This is a genomic window from Nocardia wallacei (assembly GCF_029868745.1).
In the GTDB taxonomy this organism is placed as follows: Bacteria; Actinomycetota; Actinomycetes; order Mycobacteriales; family Mycobacteriaceae; genus Nocardia; species Nocardia wallacei_B.
In genome coordinates this window covers 1-11,052 of record NZ_JARWOP010000353.1, presented here as the reverse complement: position 1 = coordinate 11,052, position 11,052 = coordinate 1, and the positions used below count along the sequence as shown (strand labels likewise).

The following is an 11,052-nucleotide window of genomic DNA, read 5'->3' as shown; positions in this document are numbered from 1 at the left end:
GGTCATTTTACCCCCCCCCCCCCCGCCCGCCAAACACAACCTCCCGGGCGTTAAAAAATTTTCAAACACCAACCCTGCCCCAAAACCCTCGGCTCTATTTTATTTTAAACGGGGTCGGGGGGGGCCCCCCCGCCCCCCCCCCCCGCTCCGAAAACGGTGCGACCGTTATTACTTGACGGACACCTTGGCGCCGGCCTCTTCCAGCTTGGCCTTGGCGGCGTCGGCGGCCTCCTTGGCGACCTTCTCCAGGATCGGCTTCGGCGCGCCCTCGACCAGGTCCTTGGCCTCCTTCAGGCCCAGGCCGGACACGATCTCGCGGACGACCTTGATGACCTGGATCTTCTTGTCGCCGGCACCCTCGAGGATGACGTCGAACTCGTCCTGCTCCTCGGCGGCCTCGGCCGGGGCGCCACCGGCGGCGCCACCGACAGCGGCGACGGCGACCGGAGCGGCCGCGGTAACCTCGAACTTCTCCTCGAACTTCTTGACGAAGTCCGACAGCTCGAGCAGGGTCATGCCGCCGATGGTCTCGAGCAGCTCGTCAACGTTGGCCATGATGGCTTCCTTTCGGTGATGTCTTGGGTTGGGGGAACGACTTATTCGGCATCGGCGGCCGGTGCGGCTTCGCCGCCCTCGGCGCGCTTCTTGTCCTCGAGCGCGGCGAACAGGCGAGCCACCTGACCGGCGGGCGCGGCGAACAGGCCGGCCGCCTTGGTGAGGTTGCCCTTCATGGCGCCGGCCAGCTTGGACAGCAGCACCTCGCGGGACTCCAGGTCGGCGATCCGCTCGACCTCGGACACGGACAGCGGCGCGCCGTCCATGTAGCCGCCCTTGATGACCAGCGCCTTGTTGTCCTTGGCGAAGGTCTTCAGCGCCTTGGCGGCCTCGACCGGCTCACCGCTGATGAAGGTGATGGCGGTCGGACCGACGAACAAGTCATCCAGGCCTTCCACGCCCGCCTCGGCGGCGGCACGCTTGACCAGGGTGTTCTTGGCGACGGAGTAGGTGGCGTTCTCGCCCAGGGCCCGGCGCAGCTCGGTGAGCTTGCCGACCGACAGACCACGGTATTCCGTGATCACGGTGGCGGTGGAGCCCTTGAACTGCTCGGTGATCTCCTCGACCGCGTCGACCTTCCAGGTCTTTGCCATACTTCGCCTCCTCTCTGGATGGTCGGTTCGTTGCGAACTACCGACTCCGTTGGAGGCGCCCCGGCGACAAAGCTGACGCCCCGGACGCAGAGGGTTCCGGGGCGCACAAGAATCAGCGCAGACTACCGATGTACGGCACCAGCCTGCAGTTGTTCCGTCCTCGGTTCTCCCTGCGTGGGCCGCCGGCAATATCGCCGGACCTTCGACTGCCCGAGGGCAGCGACCAACGGTCTTCGGTAGAACTATGGGGGTTGATCGCCGAACAGGCCGACGACCGTTGTCCAGGATAACCGAACCCCCATCCATCTGCCAAAACGGGGTCCGGCGAAAGCCGAAGGGCCGACACCGCGGAGGTACCGGCCCTTCGAAACCTGTTGCGCTACTTACGCGTCCTCGTCGGTGAGGTTGCGGGTGCGGTTCGGGTCCACCGGGATGCCCGGGCCGGTGTTCGTCGAAATCGTCACCTTCTTGACGTAGCGGCCCTTCGCTGTGGAGGGCTTGAGGCGCAGGATCTCCTCGAGAGCGGCGCCGTAGTTCTCGACCAGGTTCTTCTCTTCGAAGGAGGCCTTGCCGATCACGAAGTGCAGGTTGGCCTGCTTGTCGACGCGGAAGTTGATCTTGCCGCCCTTGATCTCGTTGACGGCCTTGGTCACATCGGTGGTGACGGTGCCCGTCTTCGGGTTCGGCATCAGGCCGCGGGGGCCCAGCACGCGCGCGATGCGGCCGACCTTGGCCATCTGGTCCGGGGTGGCGATGGCGGCGTCGAAGTCCAGCCAGCCGCCCTGGATCCGCTCGATCAGGTCCTCGGCGCCCACGGCGTCGGCACCGGCGGCCTCGGCCTCGGCGGCCTTCTCGCCGGCTGCGAACACGATGACGCGCGCGGTCTTACCGGTGCCGTGCGGCAGGTTGACGGTGCCGCGCACCATCTGGTCGGCCTTGCGGGGATCGACACCGAGACGGACGGCGACCTCGACGGTCGCGTCGGTCTTCGTGGTGGCGGTCTCCTTCGCCAGCCGGGTAGCGGCCAGCGGCGAGTAGAGCTGAGCGCGGTCGACCTTGGCGGCCGCCTCGAGATAAGCCTTGCTTCGTTTTGCCATGATTCTCTGTCCTGTTCGTGGTTCAGACGTGGTTTCCGGGACTGGCCGTCCCTCCCACCTGGAGCCTCACTCGGAGATGGTGATACCCATCGAGCGAGCGGTGCCCGCGATGATCTTCGCCGCCTGATCGAGGTTGTTGGCGTTCAGGTCTTCCTGCTTGGTCTTGGCGATCTCGCGGATCTGATCCATGGTGACCGTGGCGACCTTGTTGCGGTGCGGCTCGGGCGAACCCTTCTGCACACCGGCGGCCTTCAGCAGCAGCTTGGCGGCGGGCGGGGTCTTCAGCTTGAAGTCGAACGAGCGGTCTTCGTAGACCGTGATCTCGACCGGGATGACGTTGCCACGCTGCGACTCGGTCGCGGCGTTGTACGCCTTGCAGAACTCCATGATGTTGACGCCGTGCTGACCGAGCGCGGGACCCACCGGCGGCGCGGGGTTCGCCTGGCCGGCCTGGATCTGGAGCTTGATGAGCCCAGAGACCTTCTTCTTCTTGGGGGGCATCTTTCTTTCCTTGGTATAGGTTCCTTACGGATTTCCGCAAGCCTGCTCCGGGGGCGCGCCCCGGAAGTCCTTAGATCTTCGCGACCTGGGTGAACGCGAGTTCGACCGGGGTCTCGCGACCGAAGATCGACACCAGCACCTTGAGCTTCTGCTGCTCGGCGTTGACCTCGGAGATGCTGGCCGGCAGCGTCGCGAACGGGCCGTCCATGACGGTCACCGACTCGCCGACCTCGAAGTCGACCTCGATGGCCGGCTTGGGCGCGGTCTCGGTGGCGGACTCGCCGCTGGCGGCGCTCGACGCGGCGGCCGGCTTCTTCTGCTGCTGGTCGGCCGGGATCAGGAACTTCACCACGTCGTCGATGGACAGCGGCGAAGGGCGCGAGGTGGCGCCGACGAATCCGGTGACGCCCGGGGTGTTGCGCACCGCGCCCCACGACTCGTCGTTGAGGTCCATCCGCACCAGGATGTAGCCGGGCAGCACCTTGCGCTGCACGTTCTTGCGCTGGCCGTTCTTGATCTCGGTGACCTGCTCGGTCGGCACCTCGACCTGGAAGATGTAGTCCTCGAGGCCCAGGTTCTGCACGCGGGTCTCGAGGTTGGCCTTCACCTTGTTCTCGTAGCCGGCGTAGGAGTGAACGACGTACCAGTCGCCGGGGGCGCGCCGCAGCGCGGCCTTCATCTCCGCGACCGGGTCGGCGGGTGCGTCGGCCTCCTCGGGCTCCGCCGCGGTGGGTTCCGCAGCGGACTCCTCGGCAGTCGACTCCTCGGGAGTGGGCTCCGCGGCCGGCGCGGAGTCCGCGGAGTCCGCGACGGTCTCGTCGGCGATGGACTGCTCCACCGCGTCGTCGACCGGGAACTCTTCGGTTGTGCCGTTCTCCGGGGTGCTCACTGGGGCACTCGCTTCCTGTGTCGTCACTAACTTCCTCTGCGTGCCGGATGTCTCTCCAGCGGATGGCTCCGCCCCGGGCCGACCGAAGTCCGACCTGTCCGGGGACGGTTACCGGCGCCGACGGTCAGCTAGCCGAACAGCCAGTTGACACCCTTGATGAACGCCACATCCAACCCGGCGATGAACGCGACCATGAAGACCACGAACACCAAGACCACGCTCGTATAGGTGACCATCTGCTTGCGGTTGGGCCAGATCACCTTACGGAGTTCCGAGACCACCTCACGCAGGAACTTCACCAGGCGCTTGAGCGGATTCGAAGAACCGCGCGCCTTCTTGTCCGCCGACTTGGACGCCTTGCGCGCCGCCGGGTCGGCACCGGTGCGATCGATGGTGGCGACCGCGCCCGTCTCCGTCCGCGAGGACGAGCCGCGAGCCCGACGAGCCGACCGCTTACCGCTCGGCCGACTCACCGCGGTGTCATCGTCATCGGACGCATGCGCGCCGTGGCGAATGTCCCGCTCGTCGCTCACGCCCACTCCTCGCTGTCGTCGCTGGCATCCAGTGCAGGGGCGACAGGACTTGAACCTGCAACCTGCGGTTTTGGAGACCGCTGCTCTGCCAATTGAGCTACGCCCCTTCGGCTGGACGTCTGTCGTTATCCAGCACCGTTTTCTTCAGTTGTGCCCGGGTATCACACAACACGCGCGCCGCTCCGGCGATGCCGGCCCCGACGGTTTCCCGTCCGGAACCAGCCCCTTCAGAGCAGCGCGCAGCGGCTGGTGACCCCAGAAACCCGAGTGTACGTTACCGATCCTCGGGACCGCCAATCGGGTCCGGCCGCGCGGCTCGATCACACCAGCTGCACCGTCGCGGTCGCACGCCCGAAGATCTTACGCCCCTCCGATTTCGCGACGATGGCCACGACGGCCGTGCGCGTCTCGGGGTCCACCGACTTCACCTTGCCGGTGTACTCGATCTCGGCCGGGCGGTCGGCGGGCACGTAGACCGGGCTGGTGAACCGGACGTTGTACTCCTTGACCGCACCCGGATCGCGCAGCCAGGAGGTGATGAAGCCGCCGCCCAGGCCCATGGTCAGCATCCCGTGCGCCACCACGCCGTCCAGGCCGACGAGCCGCACCACGTCGTCACTCCAGTGAATGGGGTTGGCGTCGCCGGAGACACCGGCGTAGTTGACCAGATCGCCGCGGGTGAGCCGGACGATGCGCGGCGGCAGCTCGGCGCCGACGGTCACGTCCTCGAACTTCAGCCCGCGCTTGCTCGACGCGGCGGCGGGCGCGACGGTGGGCGTCGCCGGCGGCGTGGCGGACGTGGCGCCGGTACGCGGATGGTGGCTGGGCGCCTCGCCGATGCCGTGCATCAGCACGTTGCGGACGGCTTCGCCCATGCTCGGGTCGATCTCGGCGCCGCTGCGGCCGACCAGCGTGGTGTAGGTGGTGAGCACCAGCTCGTCGTTCTGCGCGGTCACGATGTTCTTGGTGACGATCATGTCGGCGCCGCCGGGGGCCTGCCGGAACGAGTGCAGGTACACGTCGCAGACGAGCTGGTCGCCGACCCGGATCGGGCGGTGGAATTCCAGGATCTGGTCGGTCTGCATGATCTGGCTCAGGTCGTAGCCGGTGACGACCTGCTCGAACAGCTTGCGCTGGGCCAGAATTCCGACCAGGGAGATGAAGGTCAGCGGCGCGACCAGGCTGTCGTGGCCGTACTCCTGGGCGACGTCCTCGTCCCAGTGCACCGGGTGGTAGTCCTGCACGGCGCGGGCGTACTCGCGCACCTTCTCACGGCCGACCTCGTAGTAGTCGTCGACGCGGTAATGGTGGCCGACCATGGCCGCCGCCTGGGCCGCGGGATCCAGTGGCGTGCCGTTCGCCTCGGCGGTGGGCTCGGCCGTTTCGACGTCGGTGCCGGTGCCGGTGTTGATTGTCACGGAAGGCTGTCCCTATCTGACCCCACTACCGGGAGTCGGCTGAGCGCTCGCCACCGCACTTACACCAAGTGCCGGAGCGGTGAGGACCTGCTCCGGCACTTCAGACCAACGCGGCAGCGTGCACGCGTGGAGAGATTTAGCGAGACTCGCGGTGGGCCCGGTGGGTGCCGCAGTTCGGGCAGAACTTCTTCAGCTCGAGGCGGTCCGGGTCGTTACGCCGATTCTTCTTGGTGATGTAGTTGCGATGCTTGCACTCTTCGCAGGCCAAGGTGATCTTTGGCCGGACATCGGTGGACTTCGCGGCCACGATATGCCTTCTTTCCGGTCAACCTAGAGGGTCAATCAGTATGGGTAGCGATGGCCGGACTCGAACCGGCGACACAACGATTATGAGTCGTTTGCTCTACCGCCTGAGCTACACCGCCATATGCGCGGTACTGCGGCGGTGCGGCCCGGCTCTCGATTCTAGTGCTCAGAGTGCCGAGTCGGTCACCACCGGCAATCCGGCGAGCCCCCTAACGGAATCGAACCGTTGACCTTTTCCTTACCATGGAAACGCTCTGCCGACTGAGCTAAGGGGGCACAGCTACTCGCGCTCCGTGTGACGATTGCTCGCACCCGGGGCGCCGAAGCCTTGAACGAGGTTACACACCCGACCGCATGGTTACCAAATTGGCTGGTCAAGCCCCGCAAACCGCTCGGGAACGACACAGGCCCGCCCCGAAACCGGGGCGGGCCTGAGAAGGTGGCGGATGAAGGATTCGAACCTCCGAAGCTTTCGCGGCTGATTTACAGTCAGCTCCCTTTGGCCACTCGGGCAATCCGCCTGGTCGCGCTCGAATCAGCGCGCTGAGCAGAATACAACGACCCTGGCCCCTGGACGCAAACCGGCTGGCCAAGCCGATGCCCGCGAGACTAACTTCGATGGTTCGGGGTAGAAGTCTTCTGCTACCGGAACGTCCGGATCGCAATCTCAGACAGGAGCGCAGGGTGGCCGATTCGTCTTTCGATGTGGTGAGCAAGGTCGATCGGCAGGAGGTCGACAACGCACTCAATCAGGCGGCGAAAGAGCTGAACACCCGCTACGACTTCCGCGGTACCGGCGCGAGCATCGAGTGGTCCGGCGAGGAGAAGATCGTGGTGTCCGCCGAGTCCGAGGACCGGGTGAAGGCCGCGCTCGATGTCTTCAAGGAGAAGCTGATTCGCCGGGACATCTCGCTGAAGGCCTTCGACGCCGGCGAGCCGCAGTCCTCCGGAAAGGTGTACAAGATCACGGGCACGCTCGTGCAGGGCATCTCCACCGAGAACGCGAAGAAGATCGCGAAGAAGATTCGCGACGAGGGCCCCAAGGGCGTCAAGGCTCAGATCCAGGGTGACGAGCTACGCGTCAGCAGCAAGAAGCGCGACGACCTGCAGGCGGTCATCTCCCTGCTCAAGGGCGCCGACTTCGACGTGGCGCTGCAATTCGTGAACTACCGATAGGGCTCAACGGGCGCGCGGCCCTCCGGCCATCTGCTCCAGGCGGGCGATGCGTTCGTCCATCGGCGGGTGGGTCGAGAACCAGCGGGCCATGCGGTCGCCGGCGCGGAAGGGGTTGGCGATCATCAGGTGCGACTGGGAGGTCAGCTGCGGTTCGGGCGGCAGCGGGGCCGCCTGGGTGCCGCGTTCGAGTTTGCGCAGCGCCGCGGCCAAGGCCAGCGGGTCGCCGGTCAGGGCGGCGCCGTCCTGGTCGGCCTGGTACTCGCGGGACCGGGAGACGGCCAGCTTGACCAGCGTGGCGGCAATCGGACCCAGCAGGGACACCAGTAGGACACCCAGCATGTTCGGGCCCTCGCCCTCGCGGTTGCCGCCGCCGAACATGCTGGCGAAGAAGGCCAGGTTGGCCAGGCCGGAGATGACGGCCGCCATCGCCCCGGCCACCGAGGAGATCAGGATGTCGCGGTTGTAGACGTGCGACAGCTCGTGCCCGAGCACCGCCCGCAACTCACGTTCGTCGAGAATCTGCAGGATGCCGCTGGTGCAGCAGACGGCGGCGTGCCGGGGATTGCGGCCGGTGGCGAAGGCGTTGGGGGCGTTGGTCGGGCTGATGTACAGCCGCGGCATGGGCTGGCGCGCCGCCGTCGCCAGCTCGCGCACGATCTTGTAGATGACCGGCGCCTCCAGCTCGGAGACGGGCTGCGCGTGCATCGCCTTCAGCGCCAGCTTGTCGCTGTTGAAGTAGGCGTACGCGTTCATCCCGACGGCGAGCAGGATCGCGATCACCAGGATGGTCGGATTGCGGAACAGCGCTCCGGCGAACACGATCAGCGCCGAGAGCCCGACCATCAACCCGAACGTCTTCAGTCCGTTACCGAACCCACCGTGCCCGTGCATCGCACTCCTTCACGCCCCCGTTCTCGATTGCGTTACAGCTGGTCAACGACGGAGGGCCGGGCGAAGGTTCCGGGCCGGGCTGTGAACTATCCGACCCGCTCGATGGTGTAGCGGACCAGGCGTTCCAGCGCCTCGTTGGCCGGGCCGCCCGGCAGCGCGGACAGCTCGGCGTGCGCGATGTCGGCGTAGCCCTGCAGCTTCTCCTTGGCCAGCACCATGCCGCGGGAGCGGGACAGCAACTCCAGCGCCTCGGTGACCTCCGCGTCGGTCTCCAGCGGGCGGGCCAGCAGCTTGCGCAGCCGGTCCCCCTCGGCGCCCTCGTCGCGCAGCGCGTACAGCACCGGCAGGGTGTGCACCCCCTCGCGCAGATCGGTGCCGGGGGTCTTGCCGGACTGCTCGGAGACCGAGGCGATGTCGATGATGTCGTCGGAGATCTGGAACGCCGTGCCGACCGCGTCGCCGAGGCGGGCCAGCCGCTCGACGTGTTCCAGGCCGGCGCCGGAGAAGGTGCCGCCGAAGCGGCCCGCGGCGGCGATCAGCGAACCCGTCTTCTCCCACACCACCCGCAGATAGTGTTCGACCGGATCCTGAGATTGCTTGGCCCCCATGGTTTCTCGCATCTGACCGGTGACGAGTTCGGCAAACGTCTCGGCGATGACGCGGACCGCGTCGGGGCCCAGCGTGGACACCAGCCGCGAGGCGTGGGCGAACAGATAGTCGCCGGCGAGGATCGCAATGCTGTTGCCCCAGCGGGAATTCACGCTCGGCGCGCCGCGGCGCATGGACGCCTCGTCCATCACGTCGTCGTGGTACAGGGTGGCCAAATGCACCAGTTCGACGACGGTGCCGGCGGTGATCAGCTCCGGATCGGTCGGGCGCGGACCCAGCTGTCCGGTGAGGATGGTGAACAGCGGGCGGAAGCGCTTGCCGCCGGCCTTGGCCAGGTGCAGCGCGGCCTCCTGCAGGAATTCCTCCCCGTCCGACAGCTCGGCGATCAGTAGCTTCTCGACCTCCTCCAGACCGTTGCGCACGGTCGAAGCGAGTTCTGCATCGCCGAGATCGACCCCGGCGACCACGGTGGTCTCATCGGTCACAGACGATGCACTCATGCCATCTCCCACTGCCGGTTCCGTCCCCACACCCAAGAACCTAGCGTGTCGGGGATGACGTGCCCATGAACGGAGTCACTCTGGGACGAATCAGACAGCCGGCGCGGCCCGGAACGTGCGGCGCCTTCGACACCCCGAACCGGTACTGCAAGTATTGAGCCCATGGGTGCAGGGGATGCCAGTACCGCGAGCGGCGACGCGACGCCCCGCCACGCCGACGTGGTGGTGGTCGGCGCGGGTCCGGCGGGCTCGGCCGCGGCCGCCTGGGCCGCCCGCGACGGACGCGACGTGCTGCTGACCGATGCCGCGGTGTTCCCGCGCGACAAGACCTGCGGCGACGGGCTGACACCCCGCGCGACGGCCGAACTCGAGCATCTCGGGCTGGGCGACTGGCTGCGCGCACACACCGTCAACCGCGGCCTGCGCATGACCGGATTCGGCCGCGAGGCCCTGCTGACCTGGCCGGGTGGTTCCTTTCCGCGCTACGGAAGTGCCGTCGCCCGCACCGAACTCGACGACAAGCTGCGCGCGACGGCGGTGGAGTGGGGCGCCCGGATGGCCGAGGGGGTGCGGGTGGTCGACGTGCTGCGCGCGGGCGACCGGGTCACCGGAGTCACCGTGCGCACCGGTTCCGGCACGCAGGACATCACCTGCCGCACCTTGATCGTGGCGGACGGGGTCCGCTCGCCGGTCGGGAAGCTGCTCGGGCGGACCTGGCATCGCCGCTTCGCCTACGGCGTGGCCGCCCGCGCCTACATCAAGTCGGGGCGCAGCGACGACCCGTGGATCACCTCGCACCTGGAGTTGCGCGACGCCGACGACACCCTGGTACCCGGTTACGGCTGGGTGTTCCCGCTCGGCAACGGCGAGGTGAACATCGGCGTGGGTTCGCTGGCAACCGAGCGGCGGCCTTCGCATATCGCCCTGAAACCCCTACTGCAGCATTATGTTTCGCTGCGCCGCCCCGAATGGGAGTTCGAGGGCGAGACGCGTGCGGTCGCCTCGGCGCTGCTGCCGATGGGCGGCGCGGTGTCCGGGGTGGCCGGGCGGAACTGGGCGCTGGTCGGCGACGCCGCCGGTTGCGTGAATCCGCTCAACGGCGAGGGCATCGACTACGGGCTGGAGGGCGGCCACCTGCTGGCCGGTCTGCTCGACGAGCCGGACCTGACCACCCTGTGGCCGGACCTGCTGCGCGCCCGCTACGGCCGCACGTTCTCGGTGGCACGCCGAATCGCCGCGCTGGCCACCCATCCGCGCATGGTGCCCACGGGCGGTCCGCCGGTGATGCGGTCGAAGTATCTGCAGCGCACCGCGGTCCGGGTCATGGGAAATCTGGTCACCGAGGAGGACGCCGACCTGACCGCCCGGGCCTGGCGCCTCGCGGCCCACGGTTCGATGCGCTTCGACGATCTCCCCCCCTTCACCTGAGTCGGTCCCCGTCACCTGCTCGAGCTGGTTTCCTGTCACACCCTCGAGCGAAGATCGGAGGGTGAGCGACCGCCGCCGCACCGACCCCCCGCTGGAACTGCTCCCGCATATCCGGCGAGCACGCGACCATGCCGACCGCCACTACGCCACCCCCTTGGACCTGGACGCCCTAGCCGCGGCCGCAGGCGTGTCCAAGTACTACTTCCTACGCTGCTTCGCCGCCACATACGGCAAAACCCCCGCACTCTACCTGGCCGAACGCCGCATAGAACGCGCCCAGGACCTACTCCGAGCCACGAACATCACCGTAACCGAAGCATGCATCCTGGTCGGCTACACCAGCCTCGGCTCGTTCAGCCGGAAATTCACCGAACTGGTAGGCATGCCCCCCTCCGCCTACCAAGCCAAATTCGCATCCCAGGGCGCCCCCCTGATCCCCGGCTGCTACATCTTCATGCACGGCCTCTCCGACAGAAAACCCCACAGCTGAACAACCCACAAGGTTTCGGCGCGTCTCGGTTTTCGGGTGCCGTTGCAATGCGACGAAGGAGCCAGC

At 67.2% G+C, this 11,052-nt stretch carries 13 protein-coding genes and 4 tRNA genes; 3 read left to right on the top strand and 14 right to left on the bottom strand.

Annotation, left to right across the window (positions count from 1 at the left end):
* Window positions 1–168 precede the first annotated feature (168 nt).
* The 12 genes from rplL to QH470_RS32570 all read right to left on the bottom strand — a co-directional run bounded on the left by rplL (window position 169) and on the right by QH470_RS32570 (window position 6,413).
* Window positions 169–555: a 50S ribosomal protein L7/L12 gene (gene rplL, locus QH470_RS32625; protein WP_280276225.1), complete on the bottom strand. Its 387-nt coding sequence runs from the start codon at window positions 553–555 to the stop codon at window positions 169–171.
* A gap of 41 nt (window positions 556–596) precedes the next feature.
* Entirely contained in the window at window positions 597–1,148 is a 552-nt protein-coding gene (gene rplJ / locus QH470_RS32620) for a 50S ribosomal protein L10 (RefSeq protein ID WP_280276224.1), read from the bottom strand.
* Between the two features lie 383 nt (window positions 1,149–1,531).
* The gene (rplA, locus tag QH470_RS32615; RefSeq protein ID WP_280276223.1) at window positions 1,532–2,245 is read right to left on the bottom strand and encodes a 50S ribosomal protein L1; all 714 of its coding nucleotides are present in this window, start codon (window positions 2,243–2,245) and stop codon (window positions 1,532–1,534) included.
* Window positions 2,246–2,311: 66 nt separating this feature from the next.
* Window positions 2,312–2,746 carry a 50S ribosomal protein L11 gene (gene rplK / locus QH470_RS32610; protein WP_280276222.1) on the bottom strand — a complete coding sequence of 145 codons (435 nt, stop codon included), beginning with the start codon at window positions 2,744–2,746 and terminating at the stop codon, window positions 2,312–2,314.
* A 70-nt stretch (window positions 2,747–2,816) separates the two neighbouring features.
* Window positions 2,817–3,635 (bottom strand): transcription termination/antitermination protein NusG, encoded by an 819-nt coding sequence (gene nusG, locus QH470_RS32605; RefSeq protein ID WP_280276221.1) that lies wholly within the window; start codon window positions 3,633–3,635, stop codon window positions 2,817–2,819.
* Between the two features lie 128 nt (window positions 3,636–3,763).
* Window positions 3,764–4,168: a preprotein translocase subunit SecE gene (secE, locus tag QH470_RS32600; RefSeq protein ID WP_280276220.1), complete on the bottom strand. Its 405-nt coding sequence runs from the start codon at window positions 4,166–4,168 to the stop codon at window positions 3,764–3,766.
* Between the two features lie 34 nt (window positions 4,169–4,202).
* Window positions 4,203–4,275, bottom strand: a tRNA-Trp gene (locus QH470_RS32595).
* 213 nt (window positions 4,276–4,488) lie between these two features.
* A complete protein-coding gene (locus tag QH470_RS32590; protein WP_425302823.1) occupies window positions 4,489–5,586 on the bottom strand; it encodes a fused (3R)-hydroxyacyl-ACP dehydratase subunits HadA/HadB in 1,098 nt (365 codons plus the stop codon).
* 136 nt (window positions 5,587–5,722) lie between these two features.
* The gene (gene rpmG / locus QH470_RS32585) at window positions 5,723–5,893 is read right to left on the bottom strand and encodes a 50S ribosomal protein L33 (protein ID WP_019049401.1); all 171 of its coding nucleotides are present in this window, start codon (window positions 5,891–5,893) and stop codon (window positions 5,723–5,725) included.
* Between the two features lie 45 nt (window positions 5,894–5,938).
* Window positions 5,939–6,011 (bottom strand) — tRNA-Met (locus QH470_RS32580).
* 84 nt (window positions 6,012–6,095) lie between these two features.
* Window positions 6,096–6,168 (bottom strand) — tRNA-Thr (locus QH470_RS32575).
* A gap of 164 nt (window positions 6,169–6,332) precedes the next feature.
* A tRNA-Tyr gene (locus QH470_RS32570) sits at window positions 6,333–6,413 on the bottom strand.
* A gap of 163 nt (window positions 6,414–6,576) precedes the next feature.
* Between QH470_RS32570 and QH470_RS32565 the strand changes: the two genes are divergently transcribed.
* Complete coding sequence (locus tag QH470_RS32565; protein WP_280276219.1) at window positions 6,577–7,068, top strand: YajQ family cyclic di-GMP-binding protein; 492 nt, start codon at window positions 6,577–6,579, stop codon at window positions 7,066–7,068.
* Window positions 7,069–7,071: 3 nt separating this feature from the next.
* Here the strand turns inward: QH470_RS32565 and htpX are convergent, their stop codons facing one another.
* Together htpX and QH470_RS32555 are read right to left on the bottom strand one after the other, a co-directional pair.
* Complete coding sequence (gene htpX / locus QH470_RS32560) at window positions 7,072–7,959, bottom strand: zinc metalloprotease HtpX (RefSeq protein WP_280276218.1); 888 nt, start codon at window positions 7,957–7,959, stop codon at window positions 7,072–7,074.
* Between the two features lie 86 nt (window positions 7,960–8,045).
* Complete coding sequence (locus tag QH470_RS32555; RefSeq protein WP_280276217.1) at window positions 8,046–9,068, bottom strand: polyprenyl synthetase family protein; 1,023 nt, start codon at window positions 9,066–9,068, stop codon at window positions 8,046–8,048.
* 162 nt (window positions 9,069–9,230) lie between these two features.
* Between QH470_RS32555 and QH470_RS32550 the strand changes: the two genes are divergently transcribed.
* Both QH470_RS32550 and QH470_RS32545 read left to right on the top strand, forming a co-directional pair.
* Window positions 9,231–10,496 (top strand): geranylgeranyl reductase family protein, encoded by a 1,266-nt coding sequence (locus tag QH470_RS32550; RefSeq protein ID WP_280276216.1) that lies wholly within the window; start codon window positions 9,231–9,233, stop codon window positions 10,494–10,496.
* 61 nt (window positions 10,497–10,557) lie between these two features.
* Window positions 10,558–10,986 carry a helix-turn-helix transcriptional regulator gene (locus QH470_RS32545; protein WP_280276215.1) on the top strand — a complete coding sequence of 143 codons (429 nt, stop codon included), beginning with the start codon at window positions 10,558–10,560 and terminating at the stop codon, window positions 10,984–10,986.
* The last annotated feature ends 66 nt before the right edge of the window (window positions 10,987–11,052 follow it).